Raw genomic sequence first — 19,223 nt, forward strand, 5'->3', positions numbered from 1 at the left:
CCCGGAGCGCGCATGACCGCCACCCCCGTCAAGAGCGTGTGCCCGTACTGCGGCGTCGGCTGCGGCATGGTGCTGCACGTCGAGGATGGCGAAGTCGTCAAGGTATCCGGCGACTCCGACCATCCGACCAACTTCGGGCGGCTGTGCACGAAGGGTTCGTCGGCGCACGTCGCGCTGCGCCGCTCCGGGCGGCTCGACCGTGCGTTCGTGCGCCGCGCACGCGAGGACGACCTCGTGCCGCTGCCGGCGCGCGACGCGATCGCCGAAACCGCGCGCCGCCTGCGGGCGGTGCTCGATACGCACGGGCCCGACGCGCTGTCGTTCTACGTGTCGGGGCAGATGTCGATCGAGGCGCAATACCTCGTCAACAAGCTCGCGAAGGGCTTCGTCGGCACCAACAACATCGAGTCGAACTCGCGTCTCTGCATGGCGAGCGCGAGCACCGGCTACAAGCAGTCGCTCGGCGCGGACGGCCCGCCCGGGTCGTATCAGGACTTCGATCGCGCGAACCTGTTCTTCGTGATCGGCGCAAACATGGCCGACTGTCACCCGATCCTGTTCCTGCGGATGATGGATCGCGTGAAGGCCGGCGCCAAGCTGATCGTCGTCGATCCGCGCCGCACCGGCACCGCCGACAAGGCCGACCTGTTCCTGCAGATCCGGCCGGGCACCGATCTCGCGCTGACCAACGGGCTGCTGCACCTGCTGCATGCGAACGGCCGCACCGATGCCGCGTTCATCGACGCGTACACGGAAGGCTGGGACGCGATGCCCGCGTTTCTCGCCGACTACACGCCCGAGCGCGTCGCGGCGATCACGGGGCTCGCGGAAGCCGACCTGCGCACGGCCGCGCAATGGATCGGCGACGCGCAGGAGTGGATGAGCTGCTGGACGATGGGGCTCAACCAGAGCACGCACGGCGTGTGGAACACCAACGCGATCTGCAACCTGCATCTTGCAACGGGCAAGCTCTGCCGGCCGGGCAGCGGCCCGTTCTCGCTGACCGGCCAGCCGAACGCGATGGGCGGCCGCGAGATGGGCTACATGGGTCCGGGCTTGCCAGGCCAGCGCTCGGTGCTGTCCGACGACGACCGGCGCTTCGTCGAGCACCTGTGGCGCGTGCCGGCCGGCACGCTGCGCAAGGACACCGGCAAGGGCACGGTCGACCTGTTCGAACGCATGGCGGCCGGCGACATCAAGGCGTGCTGGATCGTCTGCACGAACCCGGTCGCGACCGTGCCGAACCGGCAGAACGTGATCGCCGGGCTGCAGGCCGCGGAACTCGTGATCGCGCAGGACGCGTTCCTCGACACCGAGACCAACCGCTACGCGGACATCCTGCTGCCGGGCGCGCTGTGGGCCGAAGGCGACGGCGTGATGATCAACTCCGAGCGCAACATGACGCTGATGCGTGCGGCGGTCGCGCCGCCCGGCGACGCGCTGCCCGACTGGCGCATCGTCGCGGAAGTCGCGCGCGCGATGGGCTTCGGCGAGGCATTCGACTATGCGTCGGCGGCCGACGTGTTCGACGAGATCGTGCGGTTCTCGAATCCGGCGACCGGCTACGACCTGCGCGGCGCGAGCCACGCGGCGCTGCGCGACGGCCCGGTGCAATGGCCGGTCGCGCCGGGCACCGCGCGCGAGCGGCACCCGGTCCGCTACCTGAACGACGGCGTGAGCCAGACACGGCGCCCGGCCGCCGACGGCAACGATGCCCCGCGCATCGCGTTCCCGACGCCGTCGGGCAAGGCGCGCTTCTTCGCGCGGCCGCACGTCGATCCGGCCGAGCTGCCCGACGACACGTTCCCGATCGTGCTGAACACCGGGCGGTTGCAGCATCAATGGCACACGATGACGAAGACGGGCAAGGTCGCGATGCTGAACAAGCTGAACCCGCGCCCGTTCGTCGAGCTGCACCCGGACGATGCGAGCGCGCTCGGCATTGCCGCGAAGGACAGCGTCGAGATCCGTTCGGCGCGCGGCCGTGCGGTATTGCCGGCCGTCGTGACCGAACGCGTGCAGCGCGGCAACTGCTTCGCCCCGATGCACTGGAACGACGTGTACGGCGACGACCTGTGCATCAACGCGGTGACGAACGACGCGATCGACCCGGAATCGCAGCAACCCGAACTGAAATATTGCGCGGTCGCGCTGCGGCGCGTCGACACGGACGCGTTCGCATCCGCCGACGACGAAACGGCGCAACCCGATGCATGCGCCGACGACGTGCGGCCCGCGCCGGCGACGGTGCAGGCCACTGCTTCACAGGAATCCGACATGGCAGACATCGACACTTTCGCGGCCGCGCTCGGCGTCGCCGATCTCGCGCCGCCGCCGTTGACCGACACGGAACGGTTGTACGTGGCGGGCCTCGTCAGCGGGCTGAAGGCGAGCGCCGGCCGGCGCGAGGGCAGCGTGCCCGTGCTGCCGGCCGCCGCCCCGCTGACGCCGCCGGTGCGGTTCTGGCTCGACGGGATGCTCGCGGGCCTGTTCAGCCGTTCGCTGCCTGCGCATTCGCCGGTGGCCGCGGCGGCCGCGCTGCCGGCCGACGCGGCCGCGTCCGGCGGCGTGCGGATCGTGCGCACGCGCCCGAAGGTCGTGCTGCTGTGGGCGTCGCAGACCGGCAACATCGAATCGCTGACCGAAGATTACGCGACGCAACTGATGAACGCGGGCTTCGAGATTCGCACCGCGTGCATGTCCGACTATCCGATTGCGTCGCTCGCCGGTGCGCAATACGTGCTGCTGATGACGAGCACGTTCGGCGACGGCGATGCACCCGACAACGGTACCGAGTTCTGGGATGCACTGCAGGCCGGCAGTGCCGCGCGCCTCGACGGCGTGCATTTCGCGGTGCTCGCGTTCGGCGATCGCAACTACGACCAGTTCTGCGGCCACGGCCGCCGGCTCGACGCGCGGCTCGCGGAGCTCGGCGCGGCCCGCCTGTGCGCGCGTGTCGATTGCGACGTGGAATTCCAGCGTGATGCCGACCAGTGGCTCGAGCGCGTCGTCGCGCGGATCAAGGAGGCCGATGCCGCGCTGCACGCGGTGCCGTCCGGCGGGATGAGCCCGTCGGGGCTGCTGCCGACGAAGGCGCATCCGGCGCCGTCGAAGCTCGTTGCGAACCTGCGGCTGAACCGTCCGGGCGCCGCGAAAGATACGCGCTACGTGTCGCTGTCGACCGAAGGCGCGAACCTCGAATACGAAACCGGCGACGCGCTCGGCGTGTGGCCGACCAACTGCCCGGAGCTGGTCGACGAGCTGCTTTCCGTCACCGCGCTGAAGGCCGATGCGCCGGTGTCGATCGCGGGCGTCGGCGACGTGCGCCTCGGCGATGCGCTCGCGCGTCACTTCGACATCACGCGTCCGCATCCGGACACGCTCGCGTTCATTGCGTCGCGCAGTGCGAACGGCGCGCTGAAATCGCTGCTCGGCGACGAGCGCAAGGGCGACCTGAAGCAATGGCTGTGGGGGCAGCAGCTCGCGGACGTGCTGCACGAATTCCCGGTCGAGCTGTCGGGCACGGAGCTGGTCGGGATGCTGAAGCGGATGCAGCCGCGCCTCTATTCGATCGCGTCGAGCCCGAGCGCGCACGAGGGCGAGATTCACCTGACCGTGTCGGCCGTGCGCTATCACAACGGCCGGCGTGCGCGCAAAGGCGTTGCGTCGACGTTCCTCGCCGATCGCGCGGACGACGGCCGCGTGCCCGTGTTCGTGCAGAAGTCCGCGCACTTCCGGCCGCCGGTGAACGGCGACGTGCCGATCGTGATGGTCGGCCCCGGCACCGGCGTCGCACCGTTCCGCGGCTTCCTGCACGAGCGGCAGGCGCGCGGCGCGCGCGGGCGCAACTGGCTGTTCTTTGGCGAGCAGCATGCGCAGACCGACTTCTACTACGGCGACGAACTGGGCACGATGCACGACAGCGGCTTCCTCACGCGGCTCGATCTCGCGTTCTCGCGCGACCAGGCCGACAAGATCTACGTGCAGGACCGGATGCGCGAGCAGGGTGCGGAACTGTTCGCGTGGCTGGAGGAGGGGGCGCACTTCTACGTGTGCGGCGACGCCGCCCGGATGGCCAAGGACGTCGATACGGCGCTGAAGGCCGTCGTTGCCGAACACGGCGGCATGTCGGACGAGGCCGCGAACGACTACGTCGCGCGGCTTTCGAAGGCACGGCGCTACATGCGCGACGTGTACTGAGCGCGGGCGGCGCGGCTTGACGCGGCCCGCCGGCATGCGGGCCCGGCTTCGGCGACGGGTTGGCGTGCGGCGGTCCAGGCCGTCGGGAGGGCTGCGACGGCGAACGCGGCGCGCGTCACGCCGGGCGGCGGGCATCGCGTTCCTGCGTGAACCGCCGGCCACCGCCGGTTTACATCACTGCTGACGGTCCCACGCGCGCGCCTGTTCGGCACGGACGAACGCTTCCGACGACTGCGGCAGCAGGTTGCGGAATGCGCCGCCGTCGCTTTCGATCACGTCGATCATCTTCGCGATCATCTCTTCCGGGTCGTGCTGTTCGAGCGGGAACGTCAGCCGCTCGGGCGTCACGGTATGCACGGCCGGATCGCGCCAGCGCCGCGTCGTTTCCATCATCCGGTCGTTGAAGCCGGTGCTGTACGGGCCGGGGTTCACGACCGCGATGCGGATGCCGTGCTGCGCCAGTTCCGCGTGCATCGCCTCGGCCACCGATTCGACCGCGTGCTTCGACGCGCAATAGGCGCCCGTGAACGGGCCGGTGATCAGGCCTGCGATCGACGATACGAACACGATCTTGCCGTGCCGGCGCGCGAGCATGCCGCGTGCGATCTGCTGCGTGAGTTCGAGCGGCCCGAACACGTTGACGTCGAACAGCTCGCGGACGATCTCGACCGGCAGGTCCACCAGCGCGCCGGCTTCGCCCACGCCCGCGTTGTTCACGAGCACGTCGATGTCGAGTTCGGCCGCGCGGGCACGATCATGGGCCGACGTGACGTCGAGCTTGATCGCGCGCAGTGCGGTGCCGCGTTGCGCGGCGGCGTCCGTCAGTGCATCGATCTCGACGGTGACGCGCACGCCGGCCGTCACGTCGTGACCGCGCTCGGCGAGGCGCAGCGCGACTTCGCGGCCGAAGCCGGTGCCTGCGCCGGTGATGAGGATGCGTTTCTGTGTCATGTGCTTACCCTTTGGTTTGGAGGTGGAGCGTTGCCGGAAAGCGGTCGCGGCCGTGTTGCGCGATCGCGGTGTCATCGTCGACGCTGCCGCCCGAGACACCGATCGCGCCCACGCAGCGCCCGTTGCCATCGAAGAGCGGCTCGCCGCCGCCGAACGTGACGAGCCCGCCGTGGCTGTGCTCGATGCCGCGCAGCGGACCGTCGCCCGACATCGCGCCGAGTGCGCCGGTCGATGCACGGAAGCGGACAGCCGTCAGCGCCTTGCGCTGCGCGAGATCGATCGCACCGAGGAAGCAATCGTCGGTGCGCACGAATGCGAGCAGGTTTGCACCGGCATCGACGATTGCAATGGCGACGCCGGCGACTTGCAGCGACGCGGCATGCGCGAGGGCGGCATCGATCGTGCGGCGGGCGGCTGCGAGCGGCAGCGCGGCGGCGAGCGGGTTCATGCGGGGCTCCGGTGGGACGACAGCGCCAGTGTAGGCAGTTGCGGTATATGGGAGAATCCGTGTTCCGCTCGAAGGAGTTTCAAGTTTTTTTAATGATGGGCAGACGCGATCCGATGGCCGGGCTGCACGTGTTCATGACCGTCGCGACGGCCGGCAACTTCACGCGGGCCGCCGCCGCGCTTGGCCTGACGCCGGCTGCCGTCAGCCTCGCGATCGGGCAGCTCGAGGGCGAGCTGAACGTGAAGCTGTTCAACCGCAGCACGCGTGGCGTGAGCCTGACGGAAGCCGGGCAGCGCTACTGGCGGCAGACGGAGCCTGCGTACCGGCAGGTGATGCAGGCGCGCGACGAGCTGAAGGACGCGCGCAGCGAGCCGAGCGGGGTGTTGCGCGTGACCGCGTTGCCGCTGGCGCGCGCACGCGTGATCGCGCCGGTACTCGCCACGTTCCGCGAGCGCTATCCGAAAGTCCGGCTCGAAATCCGCTACGAGAACGAACTGGTCGATATCGCGAAGGACGGGTTCGATGCGGGGATCCGGCTGGCCGACCGGTTGCAGCCGGGCATGATCGGCGTGCGGATCGCGCCGGCGCTGTCGTGTGCGCTGGTTGCGTCGCCCGGTTATCTGGCGCGGCATGGCGTGCCGGCGTCGATTGCGGCGCTCGAACGGCATGCGTGCATCCGGTTCCGGTTCTCGGAAAGCGGGCGCCTGCACAAGTGGCTGCTGCACGACGGGCAGCGCGACGTCGATCTCGATCCGGACGGCGTGTTCGTGACGAACGATGCCGATGCAGTGATCGATGCGGCACGCGCGGGCGTCGGCATTGCGTTCGCGTTCATGCGCGAGCGGATCGAGCAGGATTTGCGCGACGGCAGGCTCGTCGAGGTGCTGCCGGGCGTGTGCCGCACGCTGCCGCCGATGTGGCTGTATTACGTGAACCGCAAGCACGTGCCGGCCAAGCTGCGTGCGTTCATCGACGTGCTGCGGGAGCGAGAAGGCGCGGACGCGACGTAATCGCATCGGCCGGTTGACGGTAGCAATTTATCCGCCGCCGTGCGTCGAAGTGGCGAGCGGGACCGTGACGATGGGGATCGAGCAGATCGTCGTGCTGCGGCTGCCGGCGTCGCGGCTGCGCGAGGTCAATCGCGTGCTCGAGGACCCGGCATGGGGCGCTTACCGGACGGAGTGCTATCCGACTGACGACTACAAGGCGATTGCGTTGGGGGAGCGTGAGCGGGGGACGAAATGGGGGCATGTCGTCGCGCCGACGCAAGGCGCGGAGAGCGGCCCGAATCAACCCGTCCCGATTCCGGCGAAGTCCCGCCGCATCACGTTTTCGTCCTCGACCGCCGGGCCGCGCCCGGTAGATTTCTCCCAAATGCATCACAAGTCATTCGTCCGATGAAAAAACTGCCTGCGTTCCCGGTATGATGCGCACCTTGCGTTTGTCGGCCGCACGATTTTTATGTGTTGTTGACGCGCCCGGCGAGCCACAAAACCGCACAATGCGAACCTGAAAGATTCTGTAATATAAATTCCGTATACTCGTAAGTTCTGATCCAGGCGCCGCCTGCCTCCGTCTTCGGCCGACCGCCCACGCAGAACAACCAGATTCGTCGCCGCCTGGCCCTCTTGCGCCGCGACACGCTATGCATCACCACTGAACAACTTATGTCTTCCCGCCACTCAGGTTCGCCCGGCCGTGCCGCGGCGGCGATCGCCCGTGCCCGGGCGCTGATCCGCAACGAGCGCGTGCTGTCGCCGCTGCTCGCGCTCGGCATCGGCCTGCTGCTGATCGTGGTTTTCCAGCATCTGTCGGAATCCGTCGACTACCGGTCGGTGATCCGCCAGTTGCGTCACATGTCCGTCGGCGAGTGGGGCGCGTCGCTGGCCGCGACGGCCCTCAGCTATCTCGCGCTCGTCGCCCGCGATGCGGTCGGCCTGCGTTATGTCGGCGCGAAGGTGCCGCGTGTCGCGCTGTGGATCGGCGCGATTGCCGGATCCGCGCTCGGTAACGCCACCGGCTTCGGCGCGCTGACGGGCGGTGCGGTCCGCGCCCGCGTGTACGGCGTGTCGGGCGTCACGCCCGCCCAGATCGGCCGGATGACGGTATTCACGAGCGGCACGCTGGCGCTCGCGATGGTGTTGATGACGGCGGTCGGCATGGTCTGCGTGCCGGAGGCGCTCGCCGCGATGCTGCACGTCGCGCCCGGCGTGCTCACGTGGACCGGCGCCGCGCTGCTCGTGGTGCTGGCCGCGATGGTCGTGATGTGCGGCAACGCCGCGCGCCCGGTCGTCACGCGCTTCAAGTGGCTGTCGTTCGACGTGCCCGCGCGGCGCGATCTCGTCGCGCAGGTCGTCTACGCGGTGCTCGACGTCGTGGCCGCGGGCCTGACGCTGTGGGTGCTGCTGCCGGCCGCGCCGGTCGGCTTCCCGACCTTCATTACTGTCTACGCGGCCGCATTGCTGCTCGGGATGATCGGTCATACGCCGGGCGGGATCGGCGTGTTCGAAGCCGCGATGGTGTTCACGCTGGGCCGCGAAGTGCCCGCGCACGCGATGGTCGCCGCGCTGATCGCCTATCGCGCGATCTACTTCGGCGTGCCGCTTGTGCTGTCGGCCGGCCTGCTGGCCGGCTTCGAGGGCCGCGCGCTGCGGCGCCGGCTCGTCACGCGGCAGGCCGTGCGCGTGTCGCAGCTCGCACCGGTGTTCCTGAGCCTCGTGACCTTCGCAGTGGGCGGGATGCTGGTGATCTCGAGCGCGACCCCCGCGTTCTGGCACCGGATCGCGATCCTGCGCCACATCGTGCCGCTGTGGGTGCTCGAAGGCTCGCAGGTGATCTGCAGCGTGCTCGGCGTCGCGCTGCTGTTCGTCGCGCGCGGGCTGCTGCGGCGGCTCGACGGCGCGTGGTGGATGACCTTCGCGTTGACGCTCGCGAGCCTCGCGCTGTCGCTCGCGAAGGGCCTCGCGTTCGTCGAGGCCGGCGTGCTCGGGACGCTGCTCGTGCTGCTGCTCGTCAGCCGGCGCCGTTTCAACCGCCATTCGTCGCTGCTCGCCGAGCGCTTCACGGTGAGCTGGTTCGTGTCGGTGACGATGGTACTGATGCTGGCCGTGTGGGTGCTGTTCTTCGCGTTCCGCGACGTGCCGTACACGCGCGAGCTGTGGTCGCATTTCTCGTTCGATGCGCGCGCGCCGCGTGCGCTGCGCGCCACGCTCGCGTCCGGCGTGTTCGTTGCGCTGTTCGCGCTGTGGCAATTGCTGCGTCCGGCGCCGGGCCGCTTCGTGAAGCCGGTGCCGCAGGACCTGTTCGACGCCGAACGGATCATCCGCGCGCAGGAGTGCAGCGATGCGGGCCTCGCGTTGATGGGCGACAAGTCGTTCCTGTTCTCGGAATCGCGCCAGGCCTTCCTGATGTACGCGAAGAACGGCCGCACGTGGGCCGCGCTGCACGATCCGGTCGGGCCGCGGGAAGAATGGCCGGCGCTGATCAGCAAGTTCATCGCGCTCGCTCACGCGCACAGCGGTCGCGCGGCGTTCTACCAGGTGCGCGCGAACGCGCTGCCGCTGTATCTCGATGCGGGCCTCACGCTGATGAAGCTCGGCGAGGAAGCACATATCGCGCTCGACCAGTTCGACCTGAAGGGTTCGAACCGTTCGCACCTGCGTTACGCGCTGCGCCGCGGCGACAAGGACGCGCTGGCGATCGAGGTGATCGCGCCGGGCGACGTGCCGGCCGCGCTGCCGGCGCTGCGCGGCATTTCCGACGGCTGGCTCGACAGCCGCGATGCGCGCGAGAAGAGTTTCTCGGTGGCCGCGTTCCACGACGGCTATCTCGCGACGCAGTCGGTGATGCTCGTGCGGCAGGCCGACAAGCCGATCGCGTTCGTCACGTTCATGACGACCGACCTCAACACCGAGGCGACGGTCGGCGTGATGCGCCATCTGCCGGACGCGTCGCCGTACGCGATGGAGTATCTGTTCACGCAGCTCGCGCTGCATCTGAAGGAAGCGGGTTACCGCAAGCTGAGCCTGGGCATCGCGCCGTTCTCGGGGATGGGGGCGGCGAAGATGCCGTCGCCGTGGCACCGGCTCGGCCTGATGGTCTGGCGCTTCGGCGGCCGCTTCTACAACTTCCGCGGCTTGCGCGCTTTCAAGAGCAAGTTCGAACCGCACTGGGAGCCGCGTTACCTCGCGGCCTCGGGCTCGGTCGGCGTGTTTGTCACGCTGGCGGATCTGTCATTGCTGGCTGGAGGTCGGCGTTCATGATGTTGACGAAGGGAATCGCGCGGGCGGCAGCCGCCTGCGCGGGAATGATGCTGGCCGGCGCCGCGTGCGCCGCGCAGCCGGCCGCAGGGAAAGCCGAAACCGTGTCGGGCGGCCGCTACGGCCCCGTTACCGTGACCAAGCCGAGCGGGCCGCTGCGCGGTTTCGTCGTGCTGTTCTCGCGTGAGGCCGGCTGGAATGCCGCCGATCAGCAGGCAGCCGATGCGCTCGCGAAAGCCGGGGCGATGACGGTCGGCGTCGATTCCGAACGTTACGCGGCAAATCTCGCTGCGAAGCAGGAGACCTGCCACCACCTCGACGGCGACGCCGAGGCGGTCAGCCACCAGCTCGAGCGTCTGGCACAGTCGTCGCGTTATTTCACGCCGATCGTCGCGGGCGTGGGCCAGGGCGGCGCGATCGCGAAGCAGATCCTGTCGATGGCGCCGGAGAACACGATCGCCGGTGTCGTTTCGGTCGGTCCGGGCGTGAAGCTCGATCCGCGCTTCAAGCCGTGCCCGCCCGATCCGACGATCGTGCGCCGCGCGATGCCGGGCTTCGTCGAAACGGCCGCCGCGGGCGACACCGCGAAGCTCGTGTCGCTCGTTACGTCGCACCTGCGCGACACCAGCAGCGGCGACGAACTCGACGTGTCGGATCTGCCGCTCGTCGAGCTGCCCGCCAGGGGCGGCAGCGACCGGCTCGCGATCGTGATCTCCGGCGACGGCGGCTGGCGCGATCTCGACAAGACGATCGCCGAGGCGCTGCAGCGCGACGGCGTGTCGGTGGTCGGCATCGACAGCCTGCGCTACTTCTGGAGCGAGAAGCCGCCCGCGCAAGTGAGCCGCGATCTGGCGCGCGTGATGCGCACCTACATGGCGCGCTGGCATGCGGGCCGCGTGGCGCTGGTCGGCTACTCGTTCGGTGCCGACGTGATGCCGTTCGCGTACAACCGGCTGCCGGCCGACCTGCGCGACAAGGTTGCGGTGATGTCGTTGCTCGGCTTCGCGCCGTCCGCCGATTTCCAGATCCGCGTGACGGGCTGGCTCGGCATGCCCGCGAGCGACAAGGCGCTGAAGGTCGCGCCGGAAATCGCGCAGGTGCCGCCGCAGCTGGTGCAGTGCTTCTACGGGGCCGAAGAGAAGGACACGATGTGCCCGGCGCTCACGAATACGGGCGCCGACGTGATCAAGACGCAGGGCGATCACCACTTCGGCCGCGACTACATCGCGCTCGAGAAGAAGATCCTCGGCGCGTTCGGCAAGCCGGCAGCGGCGCGCTGACCGCTGGCGGCGCCCGCGTGACGGCGGGCGCGGGCCGGTTAGCTTCCGGTTCATCGTACGGGCGGCCAGCGAGCCGCCCGTTTCATTTTCCTGCCTGCGCCGCCGCGTCCTGCGGCGGCATCGCCGTTCTCGCATCGCGCTGGTAGAAGCCCGGAAACCGGTCGAGCTGCCGCCGGGCGGCCGCGATATCGGTGTCGTCGCCGAGCACCGCGCTCGAGAACCCCGTGCGTTCCATCAGCAGCAACTGGTCGACCAGTACTTCGCCGGTCGCGCGCAGGTCGCCGGCGAAGCCGTAGCGCTTGCGCAGCAGGTACGCCTGGCTGTACGCGCGGCCGTCGGTGAACGACGGAAACTGCAGGTCGATCCGCGTGACTTGCGCGATCCGCGCGGCGAGCGGCGGCAGTTCCTCGTCGTTGCCGATCGTCAGCGTCGCATCGTCGGGCGGCGGCGTGTCGCCCGCGTGTTCGGCCGGTGTCAGCAGGCGGAGGCGCGCGTGCGTGTTCGAAGTCGCTTGATTCATGCGTGCTCCACCGGATGACGCGCGTGGTTCGCGGCAGCCTTGAAGGGTTCCGCGCCGATGCGGCGCACCGTGTCGATGAATCGTTCGCTGCGGCCGTTCGCGTCGATCCGCGCGTCGAGGTACGCGTTGACGAGCGCATCGACGACATCGACGATCTCGTCCGCCGAGAACGACGGGCCGATCACCTTGCCCGGCTGCGCGGGGCCGCTCGCGGTCGAGCCGTCCGATCCGCCGAGCGTGACCTGGTACCACTCCGCGCCGTCCTTGTCGACGCCGAGGATGCCGAGGTGGCCGCTGTGATGATGGCCGCACGAGTTGATGCAGCCGCTGATGTGCAGGTCGATGTCGCCGATGTCGTGCAGCAGGTCGAGATCCTGGAAGCGCTCGGTGATCGCATCGGCGACCGGGATCGAGCGCGCGTTCGCGAGCGCGCAGAAATCGCCGCCCGGGCACGCGATCATGTCGGTCAGCAGACCGACGTTCGCGCTGGCCAGCCCGATCGCCCGTGCGTTCTCCCACAGCAGGAACAGGTCGTCGACGTGCACCCACGGCAGCACGACGTTCTGCGTGTGCGTGACGCGCGCTTCCCCGGCCGAGAAGCGGTCGGCAAGCTCGGCGAGCGCGTCGAGCTGATCGGGCGATGCATCGCCTGGCGCCTGCAGGCGGCGCTTGAACGACAGCGTGACGATGCGCAGCGCCGGGTCGCGATGCGCGGCGACGTTGCGGGCGAGCCAGCGTGCGAACGCCGGATGTCGGGCCGCCTGCGCGAAGACGCGTGCGTTCGCATCGGACAGGTCCAGCGTGCGCGCCTTGAGCCGCGGCGGGACGAACGACGCGGCGACGCGATCGAACTCGGCCTGCGGGATCGTGTGCGGGCCGCCGTCGAGGACGACGATCTGGCGGAACTCCTCCTCGACGTCGTCGATGTAGCGCTGCCCCTCGGTCTTCACGAGGATCTTGATGCGTGCCTTGTACTTGTTGTCGCGGCGCCCGTAGCGGTTGTACACGCGGACGATCGCCTCGATGTAGTTCATCACGTGCTGCCACGGCAGGAACGCGCGCAGTAGCGTCGCGATCATCGGCGTGCGGCCCATGCCGCCGCCGACGCTCACGCGAAAACCGAGCGCGCCCGTGTCGTCGCGCACGAGCTTCAGCCCGACGTCGTGCCAGTCGGTCGCCGCGCGGTCTTCGGTGGCACCGGTGATCGCGATCTTGAACTTGCGCGGCAGGAATGCGAACTCGGGGTGGAGCGTCGTCCACTGGCGCATCACTTCGGCGAACGGGCGCGGGTCGGCGATCTCGTCCGGCGCGACACCCGCGCGTTCGTCGCACGAGATATTGCGGATGCAGTTGCCGCTCGTCTGGATGCCGTGCATGTCGACGGTCGCAAGCAGGTCCATCACGTCGGCCGCCTTCGCAAGCGGAATCCAGTTGAACTGCACGTTGGTGCGTGTCGTGAAGTGCGCGCTGCGGGTCGGCAGGCGCAACGTGCCGAGCACTGCCTGTGCGTCGCATGCGGTGCGGTAGGTTGCATCGTCGGGCACGTCGTAGTCGCGCGCGATCCGCGCCAGCACGCGAAGCTGCGCGCTCGACAGCTCGCCGTACGGCACGGCGACGCGCAGCATCGGCGCATGGCGTTGCACATACCAGCCGTTCTGCAGCCGCAGCGGCCGGAACGCGTCTTCACTCAGCGTGCCGTGCTGCCAGCGCTCGAGCTGGTCGCGGAACTGGGCAGCGCGGCTGTGCACGAGCGCCCGGTCGAAATCGGTATATCGATACATGACGTGATACGCGAGAGGCGCCGCGGCGTGGATTGCGCGCGGCGCAAAGAGACGTTGCGACGGGTGTCAGGCAACGGAAGACAGCGTAGGGAACGCGGTGCGGCGGGACAAGCAGCAGATCGGAACGAAAAAGGCGCAGCAGATGGCCGGCGACACGCAGGCGCCGGCGCGGAGGGGCGGGCATGCGACCCTGCCCGTGGCGCGGTTAAACGCTGGCGTCGACGACGAGCGCCGGATCGAGCGCGCGAATGCGCTGGTCGATGAAGTAACCGCCGCCCTCCTGGTAACGCAGGAACAAACGGCTGCACGAGCGGCAGCGGCTGACGCTGCAGCGGTTGTACGGGAAATGGCGCAGCGCGATCGGCGCGTCGTCCGATGCATAGCGCGTGCCGGCCGGATGATATTCCGCATAGGTCGGTTCGGCATCGCCGGGCGGCACGAGCGTGGCGACCTCGGTCAGTTGCGCATCCTGCAGCGACAGCGGCAGGGTCGTCCAGCCGGCGAGCGAGGTCTTCGTGCACGTGCACGACTGCGTGACGTGTGCCGCGTCGGCCGTCAGTTTCAACAGTGCATCGTGATCGAGGTAAGGCAGTTGGCTCATGGAAAATCGTGAAGGAGCGGCGGGATCAGCAATGTAACCCGCCCGCGGATTGCCTGCATGGCCGCGCCGCAGGCGGCGCGCACCTCACGTACCGTGGGCGGTCAGCCTGCCTTGCGGACCGACGGCTGCGCGACCAGTTCGCCGAGCACGCGGATCGCGCGCTCGATGTCGCGGCTCCACGGGTGGCCGAAGTTCACGCGCACGCAGCGCTCGAAGCCATGCGCGGCCGAAAACAGCGGCCCCGGTGCGAAGCTGATGCCGCGTGCGATCGCCTGGCGATGCAGTTCCATCGCGTCGATCGGATCGGGAAACGCGAGCCACAGGAAGTACCCGCCGTCGGGCCGCACCCACTCGACGCCGGGCGGCAGCCAGCGCCGCAGCGCGTCGTCCATCCGGTCGAGCTGTGCGTGCAGCGCGCCGCGCAGTTTGCGCAAGTGCCGGTCGTAGCCGCCGTGTTCGAGATAGTTCGCGATGCCGGCCTGTGCGGGAATGCTGGCCGACAGCGTCGTCATCAGCTTGAGCCGCTGCACCCGCTCGGCGAAGCGGCCGGCGGCGGCCCAGCCGATCCGGTAGCCGGGCGCAAGCGTCTTCGAGAACGAACTGCAGTGCATCACGAGGCCGTGACGGTCGAACGCGCGCGCGGGCAGCGGATAGTCGGGGCCGAAATGCAGCTCGCCGTACACGTCGTCCTCGATCAACGGCACCTCGCGCGCCGCGAGCATGTCGACGAGTGCGCGTTTCTTGTCGGCGGACAGCGTGACGCCGGTCGGATTCTGGAAATTGGTCATGAACCAGCACGCGCGGATGTCGTGCCGGTCGAGCGCGTTCGCCAGCGCATCGAGATCGAGGCCGGTGCGCGGATCGACGGGAATCTCGACCGCGCGCAGGTCGAGCCGTTCGATCGCCTGCAGCGCCGCATAGAAGCCGGGCGCTTCGACCGCGACGACGTCGCCGGGCCGCGTGACCGCCATCAGGCACAGGTTCAGCGCTTCGAGCGCGCCGTTCGTGACGACGATCTCGTCGATCGGCTGCGAGATGCCGGTGGCGAGATAGCGCCGGGCGATCTGCTGGCGCAGCGCCTCGTTGCCGGGCGGCAGGTCGACGACCGTGCTCCACGGGCTCACGAGCCGCGTGGCCTGTGCGAGCGATTTCGCCAGGCGCGGCAGCGGAAACAGTTGCGGCGCCGGGAATGCGGAACCGAGCGGCACGATGCCGGGTTGTGTGGCCGCGTCGAGCACCGAGAACACGAGGTTGCTGATGTCGACCTTGCGCGTGGCGCCGGCGCGGCTCGCGCGTCGTTTCGTCGCCGGGCTCGCCGCCGGCTTTGCGCCCGGCGCGACGTAGTAGCCCGAGCGTTCGCGTGCGCGGATCAATCCCCACTGTTCGAGCTGGTAATACGCGCGGAACACCGTCGACTGGCTCACGCCGTGCTGCGCGATGATCTGCCGCAGCGACGGCAGGCGCGTGCCGACGGCAAGGTTGCCGTTGCGGATCTCGTCGGCGATCGTGTGGGCGAGGGTTTCGTAGCGTTTCATCGGCGTGGACGGAGGGCGTCGCCGCCGCGCGCGGGCCGGAGTGGCGCCGCGCCGGCGGGCGCGGGTCATTGTCCGATGCGCGCTTCGAAAAGGAAAGCGCGGCGCGCGTCAGCCGCGCTGTCCTGTTGCGTCACGCCGCGTTCGGCTCCGCATTCCGCCCGTTCTCGCGGCCGCGCAGCGGCGGCAGCGGCTCGACCTTGCCGACGATGAACAGGTACGACAGCGCGCCGACCACGCACAGCACGCCGGCCACCGCGAGCGGCACGACGAACGAACCCTTCGTGATCGACAGCATCACGCCGGTGAACGTCGTGATGAAGATCCCCGCGAGATTGCCCGCGAAGTTCTGGATGCCGCCGATCGACGCGACGTGCGCGGGCGTCGGCGCGATTTCGCCGACGAGCGTCCACACGTTGGCGCCCGCGAACGACAGGCTTGCATACGCGAGCGCGAACAGCCCGAGGCACGCCCACACGTTTTCGACGAATGCCGACAGTGCGATCGACGACGACATCAGCATCCCGAGCACGAGGCAGGTCTTGCGCGCGGCCGTCGCGCTCCAGCCGCGCCGGAACAGGCTGTCCGACACGTAGCCGCCGAGCCAGCCGCCGGGAATCGCGAGCAGTGCGGGCAGCATGCCCCATGTGCCGAGCGACGCGAGCGAGAAGCCGCGCGACTGCAGCAGGTAGCTCGGGAACCACGTGATGAAGAAGTAGATCGCGAAGTTCAGGCAGAACAGGCCGATCATCATCCCCCACACCGTGCGGTAGCGGAACAGGTCGAGCCACGACACCCTGGGGCCGTCGGTTGCGGCCGCAACGACCGGTGTGCTGCGTTGCGCGAGCAGCGCATCGACGGCATCCGGCGCGATCGCACGGTAGCGTTCCGGGTCGCGATAGACGAACCACCACGCCAGCGCCCACACGATGCCGATGCCGCCCGTGATCACGAACGACCCGCGCCAGCCGACGATCGAGATCAGCCACGCGACGAGCGGCAGCGACAGTGCGGAGCCGACGCGCGAGCCGCTGTCGAAGATGCTGCTTGCCAGGCCGCGCTCGCTGCGCGGGAACCAGTTGAACGCGACTTTCGCGAACGACGGGATCGCGGCCGCTTCGCCGACGCCGAGCATCAGCCGCACGCCGACCAGTTGCGCGAGGCCGCGCGCGGCGCCCGTCGCGACGGTGAACACCGACCACCAGCCGACCGCCAGCGCGAGGCTCACGCGCACGCCGACCTTGTCGATGAACCAGCCGGCCGGCAGTTGCAGGAACGCGTAGGTCCAGAAGAACGCGCTTAGCACGAGGCCCATGCCGACCGCGTCGAGGCCGAGGTCGGCGCGGATGCTGGGCGCCGCGATCGCGAGGTTCGCGCGGTCGATGAAGTTGATGACGTTGGCCAGGAAGCACATCAGGATCATGGCCCATCGGATGCGTGGCATGCGGTGTCTCCGCGCGGAATGTCGTGACGGGCGACCGGCGATCCGCAGCGCCGGCCGCCTCGAAGGGCGAATTACGGCGTTGCTTGCGGCGTGCGGTCGAACTTCGCGAGCGCTTCCCACAGGCCGTTCAGGTAGACCGCGCCAAGCGCGCGATCGTAGAGGCCATAGCCGGGCTTGCCGGTTTCGCCCCAGATCATGCGGCCGTGGTCGGGGCGCACGTAGCCGGTGAAGCCGGTGTCGTGGTACGCCTTCACGATCGCGGCGATGTCGAGCGAGCCGCAACTCGACAGGTGCGCGGTTTCCTCGAAATCGCCGTTCGCGTCGACCTTCACGTTGCGGATGTGTGCGAAATGGATGCGGCCCATCGCGCCGAACTCGCGCACCAGCGCTTCGACGTCGTTCTGCGGGCCCGCGCCGAGCGAGCCTGAGCACAGCGTCAGCCCGTTCGCGGGCGAATCGACGATGCGCACGATCCGCGCGAGATCGTCGCGGTTCTTCACGATGCGCGGCAGCCCGAAGATCGGGCGCGGCGGATCGTCGGGGTGGATCGCCATCTTCACGCCGGCTTCCTCGGCGACGGGGATGATCGCCTTCAGGAAGTATTCGAGGTTGGCCCACAGCGCGGCTTCGTCGACGTCGCGATAGTCGGCGAGCAGCGCCTGCAGCTGTTCCGGCCGGTAGCTCGAATCCCAGCCGGGCAGCGCGATGCCGTCGTTCGGGTCGATCCGGTCGACGGCGTCGGTGCTGAACGCGAGGCAGGTCGAGCCGTCGCCGAGCGTCTTCGACAACTCGGTACGCGTCCAGTCGAACACGGGCATGAAGTTGTAGCAGATGACGCGGATGCCGGCCGCGCCGAGATGGCGGATCGTCTGCCGGTAGTGGTCGATCAGGCGGTCGCGGCCCGGCTTGCCGAGCTTGATGTCCTCGTGCACGGGCACCGATTCGACGACTTCGAACTGCAGGCCGGCGCGTTCGATCGTCGCCTTCAGCGCATCGATCTTGTGCGCGGGCCAGACTTCGCCCACCGGTTCGTCGTAGATCGCGGACACGATATGCGTGACGCCCGGGATCTGGCGGATGTATTGCAGCGAGACCGGATCGGACTCGCCGTACCAACGGAAAGACATCTTCACTGGAGCGGCTCCTGGCTGGGCGGTTCATGCACGGACGACCGGGCGGCAGCGTGCCGGCCCGTCGTCGGTGTGTGCGGATTATGATTGGTATGCCAGTTATGTTGGATAGTGGTTTACCAGTTGTCCGGACCGGTAAGGGCCGGCGCGACGCTTCCGGGTCGAGCCTGCAACACCGGCCGAAGGGCCAATCCGGATGCGGGCCGGAATTGGTGTACCATTTTGTCGATCCGGCGCCGCGACGGCGCCAGCCAGCCCGTTGCGAGTCTTTCGATGACCGATCTTTCCAGCCTGCCTGCCAGCCGCGACACCGATGCCGCGGACCGCTCCTACATCGGTCTTGCGCGACAGATTCACGCGATGGTGGCCGCCGGGGCGTTCGAAGCCGGCGGGCGGTTGCCGTCGGAGCGCAGCCTGGCCGACCAGTTCGGCGTGAGCCGCACGCAGGTGCGCGAGGCGATCATCGCGCTCGAGGTGCAGGGAATCGTCGAGGTGCGGATCGGCTCCGGCATCTATGTGTCGGCGGCCGATGCCGCGCGACCGGTCACGTTCGAGGTGCCGCGCGGCCCGGGGCCGATCGAGACGCTGCGCGCGCGCGGGCTGATCGAGGCGGAAGTCGCGGCGCTGGCGGCGACCGAACGCAAGGACGCCGATCTCGACCGGCTGTTTTTCTCGCTGACGACGATGCGCGAGCGGATGGACGACAAGGCCGCGTACGACGCGGCCGATCGCCAGTTTCACCTGCGGATCGCGGAATCGACCGGCAACACGGTGCTGCTGCACATGGTCACGGCGATGTGGGACTGCGCGCGCAGCGACCCGCTGTGGGACAAGATCGAGGAGCATTTTCACTCGACTGCGCTGCGCGAGGCATCGCAGGAAGATCACCAGCGGATCTTCGCGGCGATCATGGCGCGCGACGCAGGCGGTGCACGCGAAGCGATGCGCGCGCACCTGTCGCGCGTGATCGCGGAGTTCACGCAGGCCTGGCGCTGACGTTCGTTTGCGCGGCCGGAGACGGAGAGACGGGCGCGTGTAACTGCGTCGCATTCAGCCACCGGCGCAGGTGAACGCACG

The 19,223-nt window shown here is 68.9% G+C and carries 13 protein-coding genes and 1 pseudogene; 6 read left to right on the forward strand and 8 right to left on the reverse strand.

Annotation, left to right across the window (positions count from 1 at the left end):
- Positions 1–12: 12 nt before the first annotated feature.
- Positions 13–4,200 (forward strand): bifunctional nitrate reductase/sulfite reductase flavoprotein subunit alpha, encoded by a 4,188-nt coding sequence (locus ACWMMN_RS23180; protein ID WP_486424003.1) that lies wholly within the window; start codon positions 13–15, stop codon positions 4,198–4,200.
- Between the two features lie 174 nt (positions 4,201–4,374).
- On the opposite strand, the gene ACWMMN_RS23185 is transcribed toward ACWMMN_RS23180, so the two are convergent.
- Both ACWMMN_RS23185 and ACWMMN_RS23190 read right to left on the reverse strand, forming a co-directional pair.
- Positions 4,375–5,151 carry an SDR family oxidoreductase gene (locus ACWMMN_RS23185; protein WP_059240377.1) on the reverse strand — a complete coding sequence of 259 codons (777 nt, stop codon included), beginning with the start codon at positions 5,149–5,151 and terminating at the stop codon, positions 4,375–4,377.
- A 4-nt stretch (positions 5,152–5,155) separates the two neighbouring features.
- Complete coding sequence (locus ACWMMN_RS23190) at positions 5,156–5,599, reverse strand: GlcG/HbpS family heme-binding protein (protein ID WP_059240378.1); 444 nt, start codon at positions 5,597–5,599, stop codon at positions 5,156–5,158.
- Positions 5,600–5,694: 95 nt separating this feature from the next.
- On the opposite strand from ACWMMN_RS23190, the gene ACWMMN_RS23195 reads away from it, so the two are divergent.
- From ACWMMN_RS23195 to ACWMMN_RS23210, 4 genes and pseudogenes are all read left to right on the forward strand, one after another.
- The gene (locus ACWMMN_RS23195; protein WP_081052071.1) at positions 5,695–6,609 is read left to right on the forward strand and encodes a LysR family transcriptional regulator; all 915 of its coding nucleotides are present in this window, start codon (positions 5,695–5,697) and stop codon (positions 6,607–6,609) included.
- A gap of 28 nt (positions 6,610–6,637) precedes the next feature.
- Positions 6,638–6,832: pseudogene (locus ACWMMN_RS23200) on the forward strand (hypothetical protein); the annotation flags it as partial.
- A gap of 434 nt (positions 6,833–7,266) precedes the next feature.
- Positions 7,267–9,861, forward strand: a complete 2,595-nt coding sequence (mprF, locus tag ACWMMN_RS23205; RefSeq protein ID WP_174991200.1) for a bifunctional lysylphosphatidylglycerol flippase/synthetase MprF — start codon at positions 7,267–7,269, stop codon at positions 9,859–9,861.
- Positions 9,858–11,138, forward strand: coding sequence for a virulence factor family protein (locus tag ACWMMN_RS23210; RefSeq protein WP_486424004.1), 1,281 nt, complete (start codon positions 9,858–9,860; stop codon positions 11,136–11,138). Before mprF ends, ACWMMN_RS23210 begins: the two co-directional genes overlap by 4 nt.
- An 82-nt stretch (positions 11,139–11,220) precedes the next feature.
- On the opposite strand, the gene ACWMMN_RS23215 is transcribed toward ACWMMN_RS23210, so the two are convergent.
- The 6 genes from ACWMMN_RS23215 to uxuA all read right to left on the reverse strand — a co-directional run bounded on the left by ACWMMN_RS23215 (position 11,221) and on the right by uxuA (position 18,149).
- Complete coding sequence (locus ACWMMN_RS23215; protein ID WP_059240382.1) at positions 11,221–11,658, reverse strand: DUF934 domain-containing protein; 438 nt, start codon at positions 11,656–11,658, stop codon at positions 11,221–11,223.
- Positions 11,655–13,439, reverse strand: coding sequence for a nitrite/sulfite reductase (locus tag ACWMMN_RS23220; protein WP_059240383.1), 1,785 nt, complete (start codon positions 13,437–13,439; stop codon positions 11,655–11,657). The genes ACWMMN_RS23215 and ACWMMN_RS23220 overlap by 4 nt, the downstream gene beginning before the upstream one ends.
- Positions 13,440–13,644: 205 nt before the next feature.
- Positions 13,645–14,040, reverse strand: coding sequence for a hypothetical protein (locus ACWMMN_RS23225; protein ID WP_174991197.1), 396 nt, complete (start codon positions 14,038–14,040; stop codon positions 13,645–13,647).
- A gap of 101 nt (positions 14,041–14,141) precedes the next feature.
- The gene (locus ACWMMN_RS23230) at positions 14,142–15,575 is read right to left on the reverse strand and encodes an aminotransferase-like domain-containing protein (RefSeq protein ID WP_059240385.1); all 1,434 of its coding nucleotides are present in this window, start codon (positions 15,573–15,575) and stop codon (positions 14,142–14,144) included.
- Between the two features lie 130 nt (positions 15,576–15,705).
- Positions 15,706–17,016, reverse strand: coding sequence for an MFS transporter (locus ACWMMN_RS23235; RefSeq protein ID WP_059240386.1), 1,311 nt, complete (start codon positions 17,014–17,016; stop codon positions 15,706–15,708).
- A gap of 71 nt (positions 17,017–17,087) precedes the next feature.
- Positions 17,088–18,149 carry a mannonate dehydratase gene (uxuA, locus tag ACWMMN_RS23240; protein ID WP_174991194.1) on the reverse strand — a complete coding sequence of 354 codons (1,062 nt, stop codon included), beginning with the start codon at positions 18,147–18,149 and terminating at the stop codon, positions 17,088–17,090.
- 270 nt (positions 18,150–18,419) lie between these two features.
- Between uxuA and ACWMMN_RS23245 the strand changes: the two genes are divergently transcribed.
- The gene (locus ACWMMN_RS23245) at positions 18,420–19,142 is read left to right on the forward strand and encodes a FadR/GntR family transcriptional regulator (RefSeq protein WP_059240976.1); all 723 of its coding nucleotides are present in this window, start codon (positions 18,420–18,422) and stop codon (positions 19,140–19,142) included.
- Positions 19,143–19,223 lie beyond the last annotated feature (81 nt).

The organism is Burkholderia cepacia complex sp. TUM26381 (genome assembly GCF_057439935.1).